Consider the following 18,391-nt stretch of genomic DNA (forward strand, 5'->3'; position numbering starts at 1 on the left):
GCTACCGCTTCGAGCGAACGGGAGAGATCAGCTTCCGGACGCCAGATTCAATATACAAGTAACCAAAGAAAGCAGCTTCCGATACGCCCGCGGTCACACGCAATTTGGGTAGTTCTCTCGTTGCAGATGGCACTCGCCTAAAGAGTGCCATCGAAGGACTAACCGGGCTTGGATCGCGCACGGTCTGACAAGCTAGTTTTCCAAGGGCGCTGGATCAGCACGAAACAGCTTCGGCACAGCGCTACGCGCTGCCGCCGGGTCTGCAAGGGAAACCAACGTGAGGAACACGCGGCGTGGTCAGAGGGAAGGGTAAGTAGAGAAGCACTCGCGGACCCGATTGGCCGTTCGGCCGCGAAGCGGGCTGGAGCTATTTGGTGCTGAACCAGTTTGTTGTGTGGTGCGATGACACAGACCGTGCGCGAGCCAAGCCCGATGGGGCCTATGAGGGCACTCTTTAGGCAGCCCACGATGGACGAGAGGACTACCCAAATTGCGTGTGACCGCGGGCGTATCGGGAGCTGCTTTCTTTGCTTACTTTCTTTGCAGCAGCAAAGAAAGTGAGTGCCGCCCCGCACAGGGGCAGTGCTAATAGACCGACACGAACAAAGGATTTCACGAGAGCGGAAGCGAACAAGCAACGCAACGCAACGCAACGCAACGACAACCCCCGGAGGGACACTTCAATGCCAACATTGATCCGCGGCGGCACCATCATCGACGCTGACCGCACCTACCGCGCCGATATTCTCTGCGCAGACCCGCAAGCCGGTGGCACGATCCTGGCGATAGGCCTCGACATAGAGGCACCGGCCGATACGCACACCATAGACGCCGGCGGTCAGTACGTCATGCCGGGCGGCATCGATCCGCACACGCACATGGAACTGCCCTTCATGGGCACCACCGCGAGCGACGATTTCTATACCGGCACCGCAGCGGGATTGTCAGGCGGCACGACGAGTATCATCGACTTCGTGATTCCGAGCCCGAAGCAACCACTCATGGATGCGTTCAAAGAATGGCGCGGCTGGGCTGAGAAAGCATCGGCGGACTACGGCTTTCACGTCGCGGTGACGTGGTGGGACGAGTCGGTGCATCGCGACATGGGCCTGCTCGTTCACGAACACGGTGTGTCGAGCTTCAAGCACTTCATGGCCTACAAAAACGCAATCATGGCCGACGACGAAGTGCTCGTGAACAGCTTCACGCGCTCGCTTGAACTCGGCGCGCTGCCGACCGTGCACGCGGAAAACGGCGAGCTCGTCTTTCAGTTGCAGAAGCAACTACTTGCGAAAGGCTTCAGGGGACCGGAGGCGCATCCGTTGTCGCGTCCGCCCGAAGTGGAAGGCGAGGCGGCCAATCGCGCGATCCGCATCGCGCAAGTGCTCGGCGTGCCGCTCTATATCGTGCATGTGTCGGCGAAAGATGCAGTCGATGTCATCGCCAAGGCGCGCAACGAAGGACTGCGCGTATTCGGTGAAGTGTTGCCGGGCCATCTGGTGATCGATGAATCGGTGTATCGCGATCCCGACTGGACGCGCGCCGCCGCGCACGTGATGAGCCCGCCGTTTCGCACGAGCGAGCACCGCGAAGCATTGTGGCACGGGCTGCAATCGGGACAGCTTCATACGACGGCGACGGATCATTGCGTGTTCTGCGCATCGCAGAAGGCGATGGGCCGCGAGGACTTCACGAAGATCCCCAACGGTTGCGGCGGCGTGGAAGATCGCATGTCGGTGCTGTGGCATCACGGCGTCAACATGGGACGTCTCACGCCGAACGAATTCGTGCGCGTGACATCGACGAACGCGGCGCAAATCTTCAATCTCTATCCGCGAAAGGGGGCGGTGCAGATAGGCGCGGACGCAGATCTCGTCGTATGGGATCCGAACGCGACCCGCACGATCTCCGTAAAGGCGCATCATCAAAAGGTCGATTTCAACGTCTTCGAAGGCATGCAAGTGCAGGGCGTCGCGACGCACACGCTCACGCGCGGCGCGCTCGCGTGGACCGACGGCGATCTGCGCGCGGAACGCGGCGCGGGACAGTATCTGAAGCGTCCGCCGAACGCGTCGTACTTCGAGGCGGCGCGCGTCGCCAACAAGCTGAAGGAACCGCATCCCGTGAATCGCGCTGAGTCGGCTTGATTTGCGCATCGGTCGACGAAGCTCCGCGTTGCATTCGACGCGGAGTTTTGTCACGTTTCGCGGCGTGGTCACGCGCCTGCAAGCATAATCCGGCAGGCTATCGATTTTTTGCGCCGCCCGATCATGCCGATGAAAATCACAAAGAAGCTACGCCGCCTCGCCGCGCCAGGTTTGCTCTGTCTGCCGCTCGCGTGCGCGGCAAATCCCAACGCGCTGTGGGAAATCGTCCACGACTACTGCGAGCCCGCCGCCGAGGGCGCGCAGGTCCGGCAGAAATGCGCGGACGTGAATCTGGCGGGCGGCTATGCGGTGCTGAAGGATATCGTCGGCGCCGCGCAGTATCTGCTGATTCCGACCGCGCGCGTGAGCGGCATCGAAAGTCCCGAACTGCTCGAGCCCCACGCGCCGAATTACTTTCGCGACGCATGGAATGCGCGCGGCTATGTCTTTCGCGCGTTGCGCCGGACGCTGCCGCGCGACGAAATTTCGCTCGCGATCAACTCGGCAAGCGGGCGCACGCAGAATCAATTGCACATTCATATCGACTGTCTCGCGTCGGATGTCGCCCAGACGCTGCGCGAACTGGGACCGGGCATCGGCACGGCGTGGAAGCCGCTGCCGGTGAGATTGCGCGGCCATGTGTACAGCGCGATGCGTATCGATGATGCTGATCTCGCGCATACGGATCCCTTCAAGCTCGTCGCGCCCTATGCCGCAAGCCGCGGCCAGACCATGGGCGAACAGACGCTGCTGCTCGTCGGCGCCGTGCGTGGCGATGGCGTGCATGCGTTCTTTCTTCTCAACGATCACGTTCAGCCAGGCAACTGGGCGTCATCCGAAGAGCTGCAGGATCATACGTGCTCGTTGGCCAATCGGTCTATAGAAAAGCCGTGAGGTTTTCAGAAGAATGAAGTGACGCAAATCGTTCGGAGTTCGGATGAATCGCAATCCGCAAATCAGAACTTTCGCGCCTTGTCACTTCTACTTCTGGGAACCACAATGAATGCACTTCGACATCACCTTTGACCCGTTGAAGGACGCGATCAATCGGCTTCAGCATGGTGTGTCGCTGGAGCTTGCGAGGGAGATTGCGTGGGACGATGTCGCGCCGAAGGTTGATGGTCGTCGCGACTATGGAGAGGTACGCGAAGTCAATTTCGCGCCCATTCGAGGCTTCATGTTTTGCGTAGTGTTCACGCAGAGAAGCGAAACGCGGCGCATCATCAGTTTGCGCCGCGCCAACAGAAGAGAGATAAATCGGTATGCAACAAACGTATAAAGGGTTCATCCTTCCTACGCCCGAGGAAGAGGCGGCGATTCAGCGCGGCATCGAACTCGATCCGGATACGTGGAATCTGTCCTACGAAGAGTTTGAGCGACTGGAATCATCCGCCGCTTATCATCGTCGGCAGTCGATGTCTGGCGAGCTTCCGGCCGCATGACCCTCACCCCGCGTCGCGCGTGTTCATCCGATGCGCAAACACACGCGGCGCAATCCCTTCGACACGCGCTTCCGGCAACACGCGCTTCAACGTTCGCAAGGTGAACGCAAGGTCTTCGCTAGCAGTATCGAATTCGAGCCGCAGTTCGCAACCTTCACGCTGCGCCTGACTCACGTAGATGCCAAGCGGCGAATGAAACAACGCGCGTATGCGTTCCCGCGACGCTTCGCTATCCGCGAAATGCGCAAGCGCCAGAACCCGCACACGTTGACATGCACCTAACCCATCATCCTGCAATTTTCGACGGCTGACCGCCCACGCAAGCGACATATCCATGGCCGTTGCTCCATCACGTTTCCCTTGTGTAGAAGGATAGGGCGGCTCGCGTCAACGTCGCGCAAAGACACGTGCGCCGCGTGTAAAAAACGTATCAATCGAAGCCATGAAAGACCGCATCGTCCGGACCGATGGAAGCAGGCGACTTCCATGCCGCATCGCGCATCGAGTGACGCACCTGATGCTCGACGCCGAGCAGCACCGCGAAAATCGCCATGCGAACCGCAATGCCGTTGTCGGTCTGACGGAAGATCGCGAGGCGCGAGTCGTGATTCAGATCGGTGGCGAGATCGTTCGCACCGGGGCGGCTGTCGCGCGGCAGCGGATGCATGATGAGCGTGTCGCGTCCGCATACATCGTCGACGAGCGCCTGGTTGATCTGGAAATCCGGCGTATAGCCTTCGATGGACTCATCGGCGAAACGCTCTTTCTGGATGCGCGTCGCGTAGACCACGTCGGCGCCCGCGAGTCCCGCGCGCAAGTCGCTCGTCTGTTCGATCACATGATCGCCGCGCGCGATGCGCTCGATGATATGCGCCGGCATCTCCAGCGAACCCGGCGACACGAGCGTGAACTTCAGCCCCTTGTAAAGCGAGAGCAGCTTGGCGAGCGAATGCACGGTGCGGCCGTACTTGAGATCGCCGACCATCGCGATATGCGCGCCATCGACGATCTTTCCGAGACGCGAAAACTCGCGCTGGATCGTATACAGATCGAGCAGCGCCTGACTCGGATGCTCGCCGGGGCCGTCGCCGGCATTGATGACGGGAATGTTCGTCGCGCGCGCGAATTCCGCGACGGAGCCCTGCTCCGGATGCCGCACGACAATCGCGTCGGCGTATCCGCTGATGACGCGGCTCGTGTCGTAGATCGACTCGCCTTTCGCCATCGAGGAAAAGGTGAAGCCGGTCGTGTCGCACACGGAGCCGCCGAGGCGCGCGAACGCCGCGCCGAAACTCACGCGCGTGCGCGTGCTGGCCTCGAAGAACAGATTTGCAAGCACCGCGCCTTCGAGCACGCGCGTGATTTTTTTGCGCCGCGCGATGGGCTGCATCATGTCGGCCGTGCGGAACAGCGCTTCAGCCGAGTCGCGCGAAAACTGGTCGATCGAAAGCAATTGCGGCCGGCCTTCGAAGTCGATGGCCAAATGTGCGCTTTGCGTATATGGGCCACCTTCCGGCAAACCGCCGAGAATCTCGCCGACATAGCGCGCGGCGATCTCCGGCATCGCGCGCGACTCCGGCGATTCGTCCGGCAGCAACCATGTGTCCAACGCACGCCGCGACACGCCGATGCGCGATGCGAACGCGTCGCGCGTCATGTTCAGACGCCGCATCGCATCGCGAAGAATCGTCTGCTGCTGAAGTTCCTGAGTCACCGTCACCGCTCCCGAAATATACGCGGTGCGTATATTAGGTCACTCGCCGATCAGATGCAAGACGAGTTCGCGCTGATGCTGCGCCGTCCGGTGCTCGAACACGTAGATGCCCTGCCAAGTGCCGAGCACCATCCGGCCAGCCTCGACGGGAATCGAAAGCTGCACCGTGGTCAGCGCGGTGCGCAGATGCGCGGGCATGTCGTCGGGGCCTTCGGTGTCGTGCACGTAGCGGCCGGGCGCTTCGGGCGCGACCGACTCGAAATAGCGTTCGAGATCCACGCGCACGTCGGGGTCGGCGTTCTCCTGAATCAGCAACGATGCCGACGTATGCCGGCAAAACAGCGTGAGCACGCCAGTGCGGATGTCCTGAAGGTCGATCCAGTGATCGACGTCGCGGGTGACTTCGTGCAGGCCGCGCGAGCCTGTCGCGACCGTCAGATGGTGGAGTGCCTGTTTCATGTCGGTCTCGGTGCGAGGAATGGGCGGTGCGCCACATCGTGAGTTTACCGACTTCCCGCGTGGCGTTCGATTCGACGCGATGAACTATGCTGTCTGGACGATGGCTCCACGAAAGGCGCGCACGATGACACGAAACGCGGCTTACGGAACGCTCGCGCTGGCGGCTGTGCTCGCCGCGGCCCCGTACGGGACACACGCCGAAGAAAGGCGCGAGAACCGCGGCAACGATCCGTTTCTGCACGTTTCGAGCGCCATCGCCGATTGCGCCGCTCCGCGCGGCCCGTTCGAAACGCATCAGGAATGGCTCGACGAAGCGCATTACCGCATCGAACGCGGCAATAGCTGCTGGATCGCGGGGCGCTGCCGGCTCGCCAACAGCTACGACTACGACAAGGAAATCGCCGAAAGCGTGACGCGGCGCCTGAATTCGCTCAACGCCTCGCTGCAGTGGCGCGAGAAAACGAGTTTGTGGCTCACGTTGCAGCGCCGCTTCATCTATCTCGACGGCTGCGTGTCGGGCGACTTCGACACGGCGCGCTTCGTGAAAGAGCTCGGCGAAACGGCCGATGTCGAAAAGGTCATCGACCGAACGACGCGCCGGCCGTGATCTCGCAATTGACCTAAGCTAAAAGAGAGACCAAACACGAGGAACCGCCGCGCATATGCGCGTCCGGCTTTCGCCGATGAAAACGAACTTCGCTGACTGGCTGTGCAGACGCGTGCGCCACGCGCTGCTGCTGATGGCGTTCGCCCTCGTGCCGATGAGCGCCGTAGCCGCCGTGGCGGCGCCCGTCGTCGTGATTCCGCTGAAGGGCGCGATCGGGCCGGCGAGCGCGGATTACGTCGTGCGCTCGCTCGCCCGCGCCGCAGACGAGCACGCGCAACTCGTCGTGCTCGAACTCGACACGCCCGGCGGCCTCGATCTCTCGATGCGCTCGATCATTCAGGCGATGCTCGCGTCGCCGGTGCCGGTCGCCGCGTTCATCGCGCCGAGCGGGGCGCGCGCTGCGAGCGCGGGCACGTACATCACGTACGCGAGCCATATCGCCGCGATGGCGCCCGGCACGAATCTGGGCGCGGCGTCGCCGGTGCAGCTTGGCATCGGCGGATCGGAGCGCGAGGGCAAGGCGGCGTCAAACGCAGACGCGCAATCGACCGAAACGCGCAAGCAGATGCAGGACGCCGCCGCCTACATCCGCGGCCTCGCGCAACTGCGCGGACGCAACGTGCAATGGGCCGAGCGCGCGGTGCGCGAGGCGGTCGCGTTATCGGCGACGGAAGCGCTGGAGCAGGAGGTCATCGACGTGACCGCCAACGACGTTCCCGACCTGCTCGCGAAACTCGACGGCCGTCATGTCAAAACCGCGAGCGGCGATCGCGTTCTCGCGACGAAACAGGCGCCGCTCGTCGTGCTGCAACCCGACTGGCGCAGCCGCTTTCTCGCGACGATCACCGACCCGAGCGTCGCGCTCATCCTGATGATGATCGGCATGTACGGCCTCTTCTTCGAGTTCGCGAATCCGGGCATGGTGCTGCCGGGCGTCGCGGGCGCGATCTGCCTGCTCGTCGGATTGTTCGCTTTGCAACTATTGCCGATCAGTTTCGTCGGACTCGGATTGATCGTGCTCGGCATGGGCTTTCTCGTCGCGGAAATGTTTCTGCCGACATTCGGCTCGCTCGGCATCGGCGGAATCATCGCGTTCGCGATCGGCGCGCTCATGCTGATCGATACCGACGTTCCCGGCTTCGGCATTCCGGTCGGGCTCGTTGCCGGGCTCGCGCTCTTCACGGCGCTCTTCGTGTTCACCGTGTCGGGCGTCGCGTTGAAAGCGCGCAAGCGGCCCGTCGTGAGCGGCGGCGAAGCGATGCTCGGCACCATCGGCGTGATGCTGGCGCACGAATCCGGCAGCGGTTGGGCGCGCGTGCAGGGCGAACGCTGGCGCGTGCAGGCGGACGCGCCGCGAGCGTTGCCGCAAGAAGGCGCGCGCGTGCGGGTGATTTCGCGCCACGGTCTCACGCTGACCGTCGAGCCGCTCGAAGGCGAACGCGAGGCGGGCCATTCCTGAACACATCGACAACGAGGCTTGAAAAATGGGGCTTACCTTCGGTTTCAGCGGCATTGTCATTGCGTTCGTCATCTTCATCGTCGCGGCGGTGCGTATTTTTCGCGAGTACGAGCGCGGCGTCGTGTTCATGCTCGGGCGCTTCTGGAAGGTGAAAGGGCCGGGGCTCGTGCTCATCATTCCGGTCGTGCAGCAGGTCGTGCGAATGGACTTGCGCACCGTCGTGTTCGACGTGCCGCCGCAGGACGTCATCACGCGCGACAACGTGTCGGTGAAGGTGAATGCGGTCGTGTACTTTCGCGTCGTCGATCCGGAGAAGGCGGTGATTCAGGTCGCGCGTTTTCTCGAAGCAACGAGCCAGCTCGCACAAACGACGTTGCGCGCGATTCTCGGCAAGCACGAGCTCGACGAGTTGCTGTCCGAGCGCGAGCGCCTCAATACCGACATCCAGCGCGTGCTCGATTCGCAGACGGACGCATGGGGCATCAAGGTATCGAACGTCGAGATCAAGGACGTCGACATCAACGAAACGATGATCCGCGCGATCGCCCGCCAGGCCGAAGCGGAGCGCGAGCGGCGCGCGAAGATCATCCATGCGGAAGGCGAGTTGCAGGCATCGGAGAAGCTGCTGCAAGCGGCGCAGATGCTCGCGCAGCAGCCGCAGGCGATGCAGTTGCGCTATCTGCAAACGCTCACGTCGATCGCCGGCGACAAGAACTCGACGATCGTCTTTCCGGTGCCGGTCGATCTCGTGAGTTCCGTCATCGACCGGCTGACCAAAGGCTCGACGCAAACTTAGACGAGAGCAGGGAAGTCGATCACCGTGTCGTTCACGCGGTTCACGAGGTTCGTGAAATTGATGACGCTCATCGCAAACAGCGTGTCGATGACTTGCGCTTCCGAATAGCCCGCTTCGCGCACTTCGGTAAGACGCGCCGCGTCGATCGTGCCGGTCGTGCCCGCGACATGCCGCACGAAGCGCACGAGCGCATCGCGCTTTGCATTGCCGGTCGCTTCGCCCGCGCGAATTTGCTGCGTTTCCTTCTGCGACAGCCCGACCATCTTGCCGACGAGCGTATGCGCGGCGGCACAGTAATCACAGCCCGCGAGTTCGCTGACGGCGAGCTTGATCGCTTCGACATCGGCCTTGTCGAGGCTGCTCTTCGCGAGAATCGCATCGCCGTTGAGCGCTGCGCCGAGCGCGGCCGGGCTATGCGTGCCGATGGTCGCGTAAGCGTTCGGCACCTTGCCCGCGGCCTTCTTGATCGCGGCGAAAAGATCGGCGGTGACGCCCGTTGCTTCGTTGACGTTGATTTGGGAAAGACGTGACATGGTGTGCTCCTTCGTTCGGTGGTTGGCCATGTGGATGGCATGGGTTGAACTTTAGGCGCGTGCGTCTTTCGCGTGAATGCTCGCGCGGCTCGTAAAACCGCGCGATCGTCTCATCGTGCGAATGCGGCGGCTTCGTGCCATGATCGGGGCTTCCGCACGCATCGCGAACGCGCACATGGACTATCTGACGAGCCTGAAGGTGTTTTGCACGGTGGTCGAAGCGAAGAGCTTCGCGCGTGCGGCCGACATACTCGGCTTGTCGCCGCCCGTCGTATCGCGTGCCATCGCCGGCCTCGAAGACCGCCTCGGCAGCCGGCTCTTCAATCGCACGACGCGGCAGATCTCGCTGACGGAAACCGCCGAGCGCTTCTTCGCCGACTGCTCGCGTCTGCTCGACGAATTGCAGGCGATGGAAGAGCGCGCGTCGAACCGCGCGAGCGAAGCGACCGGCCTGTTGCGGCTCGTCTCGCACACGACCGTGATGATGAGCCGCTACGCGCCGCTCGTCGCGAGCTTCAGGCGCGCGCATCCGCATGTGCGCCTCGACGTGACGCTGACGGAGCGACCCATCGATCTCGTCGGCGAAGGCTACGATCTCGCCATCGTGCTGCCTTTCATGCTATCGACCGATACCGCCGTCACGCGCCTGCTGGAAACCATTCCGCTCGTGCTCGTCGCGAGCCCCGCGTATCTCGCGCAACGTCCCGCGCCGCGCCATCCGTCCGAACTCGCCGATCATGTGTTCGTGCCGATGTCGCCGTCGATCCGCAAGCCGGCGCTCACGTTCCGCATCGGCGGCGAGGAACTGCGCGTGCCGCTCAGTCACGACATCACGTCGAACAGTGCGGTGTTCAATCGCGAGATGGCCTTGCAGGGCTTCGGCATCGGCGTGTTGCCGACGGCGCTCGTGGCCGACGAGGTCGCGTCGGGGCGGCTCGTCACGCTGCTCGACGCCTACGAGCGCGTCGATTCCGCGATCGAAATCCGGATCGCGTACAGCACGCGCGCGCTGTTGCCGGCCAAGGTGCGCGCGTTCGTCGAGCATGCCGTGCGCTTCTGCGCCGACGAGAGCCTGCGTCCCGACGCGCCGGCAAACCGTCTTCGCGCCTTGTAGCACAAGGCTCGGCGCGATTCTTTCCGTCTGCGTCATTCATTCATGCGCGCCGTGACGGTTGACTTGGTGCATATGCACAACTAGTCTTCCGGGCTATGACGGGCAATGGATTCAGGCCTTCCTTCAAACTTAATTGTGCATATGCACTTATCGCAAATGACGACTCCTACGACGAATATTCCTTCGGTAGCGGCGCCGGCGCTCGCGCGGCCCACGCGCAAGATTCCCTGGATGCTGCTCGCGCTTGGCCTGGTCGGGCTCGTGCTGATCGCGGCGGCGACGTACTGGGCGCTCGTGCTGCGCTTCATTCAGACGACCGACGATGCCTACGTCGGCGGCGATGTCACCGTGCTCGCGCCGAAGGTGAACGGTTTCGTCACCGACGTGCTCGTGCAGGACAATCAGCCCGTTAAGGCGGGGCAAGTGCTGATCCGCCTCGACGCCCGCGACTACGATGCGCGCCTCGCTCAAGCCGACGCCGAATTGTCGGGCGCGCGCGCGGCGGTGGTCGAGTTGCAGGCGAAGGACGCGCTGCAGGCGGCCGTCATCAACCAGCAGCAGGCGGAAGTGCGCGCGTCGTCGGCGGAACTCACGCGCACCGGGCAGGACCGTTCGCGCTATCGCCAACTCGTGAAGGACGATGCGGTGTCGAACCAGATCGTCGAGCGCGCGGACGCGGACTACACGAAGGCGCAGGCGGCGGTGGATCGCAGCGGCGCGTCGCTCGTCGCGGCCAAGCGTCAGTTGAGCGTGATCGAAGCGCAGATCGCCGATGCGCAGGCGCGCGTCGCGACAGCGGAAGCGGCACGTCGTGTCGCGGAGCTGAACGTCGAATACACGACGATCCGCTCGCCGGTCGATGGCTATGTCGGCAATCGCACGGCGCGCGTGGGCGTGCTCGCGAACGTGGGCACATCGCTGCTGACCATCGTTCCGTCGACGGGCCTTTGGGTCGATGCGAACTTCAAGGAAGATCAGTTGAAGAAGATGCGCGCGGGCGACGAAGCCGACGTCGAACTCGACGCATCGAGCGTGCCGCTCACCGGTCACGTCGAAAGTCTCGCGCCCGCGACCGGCGCGACCTTCAGCGTGCTGCCCGCCGAGAACGCGACGGGCAACTTCACGAAGATCGTGCAGCGGGTGCCGGTTCGCATCCGCCTCGATGTGCCGAAGGGCATGGAAACGGTGCTGCGTCCGGGCTTGTCGGCGACGGTGAAGGTGCATCTCGCGAAGCAGTCGAACGGCTGAGGAGCGCGGCGATGACACACACCATTCCTTCCGATCCCGCGAGCCAGCCGATACGGCAACGCGTGTTCGCCTTCGCGCTGATGTGCCTCGGCTTCTTCATGGCGACGCTCGATATCCAGATCGTCGCGTCGTCGCTCAAGGATATCGGCGGCGGATTGTCGGCGAGCCAGGACGAGCTGTCGTGGGTGCAGACGTCGTATCTGATCGCCGAAATTCTGGTCATTCCGATGTCGGGCTGGCTCTCGAAAGTGTTCTCCACGCGCTGGCTGTTCGTCGCATCGGCAATCGGCTTCACGCTCACGAGCATGTTGTGCGGCATGGCGTGGGACATCAATTCGATGATCCTCTTTCGCGGACTGCAAGGCGCGCTCGGCGCCGCGATGATCCCGACCGTCTTCACGACCGCCTTCGTGCTGTTCCCCGGCAAGCAGCGATTGATTGCATCTACAACTATCGGCGCGCTGGCGTCGCTCGCGCCCGCAGTCGGACCGGTGATCGGCGGATGGATCACCGATCAATGGTCGTGGCACTGGCTCTTCTATCTGAACGTGGTGCCGGGTCTCGTCGTCGCGTTGCTCGTGCCGAAGTACGTGCACGTCGACGAGCCCAATGTTTCGCTGCTGAAGAAGGGCGATTACATCGGCATCGTGCTGATGTCGGGCTTTCTCGGCTGTCTGGAATACGTGCTCGAAGAAGGGCCGCGCAAGAACTGGTTCGGCGACGACGTCATCATCGTCTGTGCGTGGATTTCGGGGATCTGCGGCTTCCTGTTCCTCGTGCATGCGTTCACGGCGAAGGATCCGATCGTCGATCTGCGTGCGCTCGCGGTGCGCAACTTCGCGATCGGCAGTCTGCTTTCGTTCGTGACGGGCATCGGCATCTTCGTGTCGGTGTTTCTGACGCCCGTGTTCCTCGCGCGCGTGCGTGGCTTCGATTCGCTGCATACGGGTCTCGCGCTGCTTTCCGTCGGCTGTTTTCAACTGCTTTCCATCGGCGTGTACGGGTTCGCGTCGCGCTTCATCGACATGCGCGTGCTGCTCGCATTCGGTCTGATCTGCTTCGGCGCGGGCTGTTACTTCTATACGCCGCTGACGCACGACTGGGGCTGGCAACAGTTCCTGCTGCCGCAGGCGCTGCGCGGCATCGGCCAGCAATTCGCGGTACCGCCCATCGTGACGATGGCGCTCGGTTCGCTTCCGCCATCGCGGCTCAAATCGGCGAGCGGGCTGTTCAATCTGATGCGCAATCTCGGCGGCGCAATCGGCATCGCGGTGAGCGCGACGATGCTCAACGATCGCCTCAATCTGCATTACCTGCATCTGAACGAGAGCGTGACGATTGGTCGGCCGGTCGTCGACGACATGATCGCGCGCAGTTCGGCGCATCTCGCTTCCGTCGCCGGCGATGCGTTGAACGCGTCGCAAGCGGGGCTGGCATCGCTGCACGCGCTCGTGATGCGCGAGGCGCTCGTGCTGACCTTCGCCGATTGCTTCTACGTGCTCGCGCTGTGTTTCCTCTTCGGCCTGATGACGGTGATGTTCGCCAAGCCGATCACGAGCGCGCCGCCTTCGTCCGACGCGCATTGAACCGGGCCTTATCTGGATGCTTCGATCATGAAGAAACTTCTCGTCGCAATACTTTCCGGCGTGACCGCGCTGACGCTCGCCGCGTGCGCGGTGCAGCCCGCCACGCACGCCGATCTTCCCGCGACGGTCAACGCGACCGCGCCCACGGACTGGAGCGTCGATGTGCCGAGACAGGCCGTCGATCCCGCTGCATGGTGGAATCAGTTCAACGATCCGGTGATGCATGAACTCGTCGCGTCGGTGCTGAACGATAACCTCGATGTTCAAGCCGCCGTCGAGCGCGTGAAGCAGGCGCAAGCGCTCACGACGCAACGCCGCGCGGCCTTGCTCCCGCAACTGGATGCGAGCGCGGGCGGCGCGTACACGCGGCAGAACACGCCGCCGCCGCTCGGCTATGTGAAGCAGGCGGGCTTCGGCCTCGCGCTGAGCTGGACGCCGGACGTGTTCGGCGGCGAGCGGCTGGAACTGCTGGCATCGCAGGCGCAGCTCGTCGGCCGCGAACACGCCGCGGATCAGATCAGGCTCGCGCTCGCCGCGGATACGGCCGCTGCGTATGTCGACCTTCGCTGGGCGCAGGCGGAATCGAAGATCCTGCAAGACAATCTGCAGATTCGCGAACGCGCGTTGAAACTCACGCAACGACGCCTGCAATACGGTCTGTCGACTCAGCTCGATGTCGCACGTGCGCAGAATCAGTTGAGCGACCTGCAATCGCGCATCCCGCGCACGCAATCGACGATCCAGCATCAGCTGAGTCTGATCGCGGTGTATTCGGGCCGCACGCCGGAATCCATCGACAGGCTGATGCTCGTGGATGCGGGCGACGCGCCCGTGATTCCCGTTCCCGCCAGCGGCGCGCCGCAGATGTTGCCGTCCGATGCCTTGTTGCGCCGCCCCGATGTGCTCGTCGCGTATGCGACCGTTCAGCAGCGCGCGGCGGAAGTGGGCGTCGCGCGTGCCGAGCGTTATCCGAAGTTCTCGCTGCGCTTGTCGGATGGCTTGCTCGCCTCGTCGTATCTCGGCTTGCCGACGCTGACCGATAACCTCTTTTCCGCCGCGCTCAACGCGACGAGCCCGATCTTCAACGCCGGACGCATCACGGCGCAGGTCGAGCAGAACGAGAGCCGGATGCGCGAGTCGGAACTGCATCTGCGTCAGACGATGCTCGAAGCGCTGAAGGATGTCGAGGATACGCGCAGCGATCTCGTCAGCACGACCGAATCGACCGCGCGTCTCACCGAAGCGCTCTCGGCATCCGGTCAATCGCTCACGCTGTCGACGCAGTTGTACAAGGGCGGCGCGGCCAGCTTTCTCGATGTGCTCGACGCGCAACAATCGTATCTGCGCGATGCCGATGCGCTGAATCAATCGAAGCGCGAACACGCGCTTGCCGCGGTGGCGCTTTATCGCTCGCTCGGCGGCGGTTGGAGCGCGACCGGCGACGACGATGCGATCAAGACCGCCAGCGATAAAACGGAGACGCCGAAATGAGTTTGATCGAAGAAACCGCCGCCGGCCTCGACGGTCTCGCGCAATTGCGCAGATTGATCGCAAGCGGGCGCAAGCCGGGCATTCTGGTATCGCTGGATTTCGATTTCATCGAAGTGGAAGCGGGCAGGGCAGTGTTCGCGGGCGTCCCCGGCGATCACGCGTATAACCCGATCGGCACCGTGCACGGCGGCTATGCGGCGACGCTGCTCGATTCCGCGTGCGGCTGCTCGGTGCATTCATGCCTGACCGCGACGCAGGCGTACACGACGCTCGAACTGAAGGTCGCGTATCACAAGGCGCTCACGCGCGACTCGGGCGTGTTGCGCGCGGAAGGACGCGTGCTGTCGATCGGACGGCGCGCCGCGTTCGCCGAAGCGACGCTCAAGGACGCGAGCGGCAGATTGTTCGCATCGGCGACATCTACGTTGCTTGTCATGGAGCGATAAAAAGCCCGGCTTTCCATCGCAGGAAGCCGGGCCGCGAGCAACCGCAAAAGCCGCTTATTTCACGCTTTCCAGCGCCTTTCGCACCGTCGCGAAGATCTGATCGATCTGATCGTCTTCGATGATGAGCGGCGGTGAGAACGCGAGGATATCGCCGGTGTAGCGCACGAGCACGCCCGCCTCGAAGCACTTGACGAACACTTCATACGCGCGCGCGCCGGGTGCGCCTTCGCGCGGATCGAGCTCGATGCCCGCGACGAGGCCAAGATTGCGAATGTCCTTCACGAACGGCGCATCGCGCAGCCCGTGTGCGGCGCTTTCGAACTTCGCGGCCTTCGATGCCGCGCGCTCGAACAGCTTGTCGCGCTGATACAGATCGAGCGTCGCGATGGCCGCTGCGGCCGCGACCGGGTGCGCCGAATAGGTGTAGCCATGGAACAGTTCGATGGCGTTGGCCGCGCCCGCGTTGACGACCGTGTCGTGCACGTTGCGATGCGCGGCGACGGCGCCCATCGGAATGGTCGCGTTGTTGATGGCCTTGGCCATCGTGATGAGGTCGGGCGTTACGCCGAAGTATTCACTGGCCGTCGCTTTACCCAAACGTCCGAAGCCGGTGATGACTTCGTCGAAGATCAGAAGAATGCCGTACTTCGTGCAGATATCGCGCAGCTTTTGCAGATAGCCTTGCGGCGGCACGAGCACGCCTGTCGAACCGGCGAGCGGCTCGACGATCACGGCGGCGATCGTCGACGGATCGTGCAGCGCGACGATGCGCTCGAGGTCATCGGCGAGATGATCGCCCCACGCGGGCTGGCCTTTCGTGAATGCGTTGTGCGCGAGATCGTGCGTATGCGGCAGATGATCGACCGACGGCAGCAGCGCGCCCGAGAACGTCTTGCGATTCGGCGCGATGCCGCCGACCGAAATGCCGCCGAAGCCGACGCCGTGATAGCCGCGCTCACGGCCGATCAGACGCGTGCGCTGGCCTTCGCCGCGCGCGCGGTGATACGCCAGCGCGATCTTGAGCGCCGTATCGACCGACTCGGAGCCCGAGTTCGTGAAGAAGATGCGGTCGAGGCCTTCGGGCATCAGGCTCGCGACTTTGGTCGCCGCTTCGAATGCGAGCGGATGGCCCATCTGGAAGGTCGGCGCGAAATCGAGCGTCGAAAGTGCCTTTTGCACCGCATCGACGATCTCGTCGCGGCAATGGCCTGCGTTCACGCACCACAGTCCGGCCGTGCCGTCGAGCACTTCGCGGCCATCGGTCGAGCGGTAGTACATGCCCTTGGCGCTGTCGAGCATGCGCGGCGCGGCCTTGAACTGGCGATTGGCGGTGAACGGCATCCAGAACGACGAGAGGTCTTCGATCACGGGGCGAGCGGTCATCACGGGGTCTCCTGAAGAAGTACGGCCACTGTATTCCCCGGCAAAATTGCAAGGCATAGACAGTTGCTTCACTGCGCTGCCAACTGTGCTGGCAGAATGCTGCAAACTGTATTGGCCGGCGGACTTTCTCCGCGTTATTCTCGACGCCATGATCGAACTCAAGCTGGAGCGCGGCGCGCGGCAGGCGCCGACGCTCGTCGAACAAATCGTGCGCGCGTTCTCCTCGGCGATCGAGGAGCAGACGTTGCGCGAGGGCGCGCTTCTGCCGTCGGTGCGGCGTCTTGCCGAAGCCGAAAGTCTCAGCACGTTCACGGTGACGGAAGCGTATGGCAGGCTCGTGTCGATGGGCCTCGTCACCGCGCGGCGCGGATCGGGTTATCGCGTGGCAATACGCGGGCGCAGCGAGCGCGTGCGCGCCGTCGAATGGCAGCCGCCGAGCCTCACCGCGACGTGGCTTTTGTCGGACGTATTCGCCGATCATTCCGTGCCGATCAAATCGGGCTGCGGCTGGCTGCCTAACGAATGGGTCAACGAGAGCGGTCTGCAGCACGCGTTGCGCGCGGTGAGCCGCGTACCGGCGGCGCGCATCGCGGATTACGGGCATCCGTACGGCTTCGCGCCGCTGCGCGAGCGGATCGCGGAGCAGATGGACCGCCACGGCTTGCCGATCGACGCCGCATCGAACGTGCTGCTGACCGCGGGCGCGACGCAGGCGCTCGATCTCATCGTGCGCACGCTGCTGCGTCCGGGCGATGCGGTCGTCGTCGAAGATCCGGGCTACTGCAATCTGCTGCAGATTCTGCGGCTCGCGGGTTTGCAGGTGCATGGCGTGCCACGCACGGCGGCCGGTGTCGATACCGACGTGTTCGAGCGCATCGTCGTCGAGCATCGACCGAAAGCGGTCTTTCTCAACACGACCTTGCAGAATCCGACGGGCGCGACCTTCGGCATGGCGTCGGCGTTTCGGCTGATGCAGATTGCGGAGCGGCACGGCCTGTGGGTCGTCGAGGACGATGTGAACCGCGAGCTCGCCGCGCCCGGCGCGCCGTTGCTCGCCGCCATGGAAGGGCTCAGCCGCGTGCTCTACGTCGGCGGTTTCGCGAAGACGATCACGCCCGCGTTGCGCTGTGGTTATGTCATCGCCGAGCGCGACGTATTGCGCGAACTGGCGCGCACGAAGATGGCGGTCGGGCTGACGTCATCGGAGGCGACGGAGCGCATCGTCGAGAAAGTGCTGACGGAAGGGCGCTACGCGCGGCATGTCGAATTCGTCGTGGAAAAGCTCAAGGATGCGCATGCGCTCGTCGAAGAACGCATGGATGCGCTGGGCGTCGAATTGTTCCGGCGTCCGCGCGCGGGGCTTTTCCTGTGGGGCGCGTTGCCGATCGATCCGGCGGATGGAAGCGACGTCGCGACACGCGCATTGCAGCACGGCATATGGCTCGCGCCCGGCTCTTATTTCCGTCCGGACGATGCTCAAAGCGCATGTTTTCGATTCAACGTCCCTTATTCCGTGGACGATGCGCTTTGGACATTTCTGGAAAGAACGATAAAAGGCTTTTAAAACGGACACGACAAACTCGCATCATCGTGTCCGTTAATCGGATATTTATTGCGCCACTTGCGAAGAAGCGGAAGCCGAAACTTGCCCGCGTTGAATCTGCGCGGTGCGTTCCGTATTGCCGAAATCGCCGCGTCCTTGTGCGGCTTCTTCCGCAGCGAAGGTCTGCGCGCTGACGCCATGCTGCGAAGCCGGCGCTCCGACATCGGGACGATAATGCGGCGCCGGTCCATAACCGCTTGCAAATGCCGAGCCGGCGAAAAGAGAACTCAATGCAATAGCAAAGCCCACTACGAGTCGCTTGTTCACGAGGACGCTCCAACGAAGATATGAGGAGATGCGGTTGTCCGAAGCGACAACTGCAATCGGAGAAGCGAATCGTTGCTACGAAACGCCGCCGACATG

At 63.2% G+C, this 18,391-nt stretch carries 19 protein-coding genes; 13 read left to right on the forward strand and 6 right to left on the reverse strand.

Annotated features, from left to right (window positions below):
- The first annotated feature begins 683 nt into the window (after positions 1-683).
- The 4 genes from hydA (at position 684) to NCT05_RS18105 (ending at position 3,589) form a co-directional block, all read left to right on the forward strand.
- Complete coding sequence (hydA, locus tag NCT05_RS18090; protein ID WP_250502879.1) at positions 684-2,147, forward strand: dihydropyrimidinase; 1,464 nt, start codon at positions 684-686, stop codon at positions 2,145-2,147.
- A gap of 129 nt (positions 2,148-2,276) precedes the next feature.
- Positions 2,277-3,041 (forward strand): CDP-diacylglycerol diphosphatase, encoded by a 765-nt coding sequence (locus tag NCT05_RS18095; protein WP_235366335.1) that lies wholly within the window; start codon positions 2,277-2,279, stop codon positions 3,039-3,041.
- 109 nt (positions 3,042-3,150) lie between these two features.
- Entirely contained in the window at positions 3,151-3,426 is a 276-nt protein-coding gene (locus tag NCT05_RS18100; RefSeq protein WP_034471857.1) for a BrnT family toxin, read from the forward strand.
- On the forward strand, positions 3,410-3,589 hold the full coding sequence (locus NCT05_RS18105; RefSeq protein ID WP_008353711.1) for a hypothetical protein: 180 nt from the start codon (positions 3,410-3,412) through the stop codon (positions 3,587-3,589). The genes NCT05_RS18100 and NCT05_RS18105 overlap by 17 nt, the downstream gene beginning before the upstream one ends.
- Positions 3,590-3,592: 3 nt before the next feature.
- Here the strand turns inward: NCT05_RS18105 and NCT05_RS18110 are convergent, their stop codons facing one another.
- The 3 genes from NCT05_RS18110 to NCT05_RS18120 all read right to left on the reverse strand — a co-directional run bounded on the left by NCT05_RS18110 (position 3,593) and on the right by NCT05_RS18120 (position 5,762).
- Positions 3,593-3,925, reverse strand: coding sequence for a hypothetical protein (locus tag NCT05_RS18110; protein WP_008353709.1), 333 nt, complete (start codon positions 3,923-3,925; stop codon positions 3,593-3,595).
- A gap of 94 nt (positions 3,926-4,019) precedes the next feature.
- Positions 4,020-5,303, reverse strand: a complete 1,284-nt coding sequence (locus NCT05_RS18115) for an aspartate carbamoyltransferase (protein WP_409014153.1) — start codon at positions 5,301-5,303, stop codon at positions 4,020-4,022.
- A 39-nt stretch (positions 5,304-5,342) separates the two neighbouring features.
- Positions 5,343-5,762 carry a secondary thiamine-phosphate synthase enzyme YjbQ gene (locus NCT05_RS18120; protein WP_250502880.1) on the reverse strand — a complete coding sequence of 140 codons (420 nt, stop codon included), beginning with the start codon at positions 5,760-5,762 and terminating at the stop codon, positions 5,343-5,345.
- Positions 5,763-5,886: 124 nt separating this feature from the next.
- Between NCT05_RS18120 and NCT05_RS18125 the strand changes: the two genes are divergently transcribed.
- The 3 genes from NCT05_RS18125 (at position 5,887) to NCT05_RS18135 (ending at position 8,624) form a co-directional block, all read left to right on the forward strand.
- On the forward strand, positions 5,887-6,369 hold the full coding sequence (locus NCT05_RS18125; protein ID WP_250435612.1) for a BON domain-containing protein: 483 nt from the start codon (positions 5,887-5,889) through the stop codon (positions 6,367-6,369).
- A gap of 76 nt (positions 6,370-6,445) precedes the next feature.
- The gene (locus NCT05_RS18130; protein WP_502800881.1) at positions 6,446-7,828 is read left to right on the forward strand and encodes an NfeD family protein; all 1,383 of its coding nucleotides are present in this window, start codon (positions 6,446-6,448) and stop codon (positions 7,826-7,828) included.
- A 25-nt stretch (positions 7,829-7,853) separates the two neighbouring features.
- A complete protein-coding gene (locus NCT05_RS18135) occupies positions 7,854-8,624 on the forward strand; it encodes a slipin family protein (protein WP_250502881.1) in 771 nt (256 codons plus the stop codon).
- On the opposite strand, the gene NCT05_RS18140 is transcribed toward NCT05_RS18135, so the two are convergent.
- A complete protein-coding gene (locus tag NCT05_RS18140) occupies positions 8,621-9,157 on the reverse strand; it encodes a carboxymuconolactone decarboxylase family protein (RefSeq protein ID WP_008353697.1) in 537 nt (178 codons plus the stop codon). The genes NCT05_RS18135 and NCT05_RS18140 overlap by 4 nt on opposite strands.
- Positions 9,158-9,332: 175 nt before the next feature.
- Here NCT05_RS18140 and NCT05_RS18145 point away from each other — a divergent pair, with 175 nt between their 5' ends.
- The 5 genes from NCT05_RS18145 to NCT05_RS18165 all read left to right on the forward strand — a co-directional run bounded on the left by NCT05_RS18145 (position 9,333) and on the right by NCT05_RS18165 (position 15,042).
- Positions 9,333-10,271: a LysR family transcriptional regulator gene (locus NCT05_RS18145; protein WP_250502894.1), complete on the forward strand. Its 939-nt coding sequence runs from the start codon at positions 9,333-9,335 to the stop codon at positions 10,269-10,271.
- Between the two features lie 156 nt (positions 10,272-10,427).
- Positions 10,428-11,519, forward strand: a complete 1,092-nt coding sequence (locus tag NCT05_RS18150; RefSeq protein ID WP_250502882.1) for an HlyD family secretion protein — start codon at positions 10,428-10,430, stop codon at positions 11,517-11,519.
- Positions 11,520-11,530: 11 nt separating this feature from the next.
- A complete protein-coding gene (locus NCT05_RS18155; RefSeq protein WP_175979173.1) occupies positions 11,531-13,105 on the forward strand; it encodes a DHA2 family efflux MFS transporter permease subunit in 1,575 nt (524 codons plus the stop codon).
- Positions 13,106-13,132: 27 nt separating this feature from the next.
- Positions 13,133-14,596, forward strand: coding sequence for an efflux transporter outer membrane subunit (locus NCT05_RS18160; RefSeq protein WP_250502883.1), 1,464 nt, complete (start codon positions 13,133-13,135; stop codon positions 14,594-14,596).
- Complete coding sequence (locus NCT05_RS18165; protein ID WP_008353692.1) at positions 14,593-15,042, forward strand: PaaI family thioesterase; 450 nt, start codon at positions 14,593-14,595, stop codon at positions 15,040-15,042. The genes NCT05_RS18160 and NCT05_RS18165 overlap by 4 nt, the downstream gene beginning before the upstream one ends.
- Before the next feature lie 54 nt (positions 15,043-15,096).
- On the opposite strand, the gene aptA is transcribed toward NCT05_RS18165, so the two are convergent.
- Positions 15,097-16,425 carry an omega-aminotransferase AptA gene (gene aptA, locus NCT05_RS18170; protein WP_250502884.1) on the reverse strand — a complete coding sequence of 443 codons (1,329 nt, stop codon included), beginning with the start codon at positions 16,423-16,425 and terminating at the stop codon, positions 15,097-15,099.
- Between the two features lie 148 nt (positions 16,426-16,573).
- Between aptA and NCT05_RS18175 the strand changes: the two genes are divergently transcribed.
- Positions 16,574-17,989, forward strand: a complete 1,416-nt coding sequence (locus NCT05_RS18175) for an aminotransferase-like domain-containing protein (protein WP_175979176.1) — start codon at positions 16,574-16,576, stop codon at positions 17,987-17,989.
- A gap of 45 nt (positions 17,990-18,034) precedes the next feature.
- Here the strand turns inward: NCT05_RS18175 and NCT05_RS18180 are convergent, their stop codons facing one another.
- Positions 18,035-18,295: a hypothetical protein gene (locus tag NCT05_RS18180; protein WP_008353687.1), complete on the reverse strand. Its 261-nt coding sequence runs from the start codon at positions 18,293-18,295 to the stop codon at positions 18,035-18,037.
- Between the last annotated feature and the right edge of the window lie 96 nt (positions 18,296-18,391).

Source organism: Caballeronia sp. AZ7_KS35 (assembly GCF_023631045.1).
Lineage (GTDB): Bacteria > Pseudomonadota > Gammaproteobacteria > Burkholderiales > Burkholderiaceae > Caballeronia > Caballeronia zhejiangensis.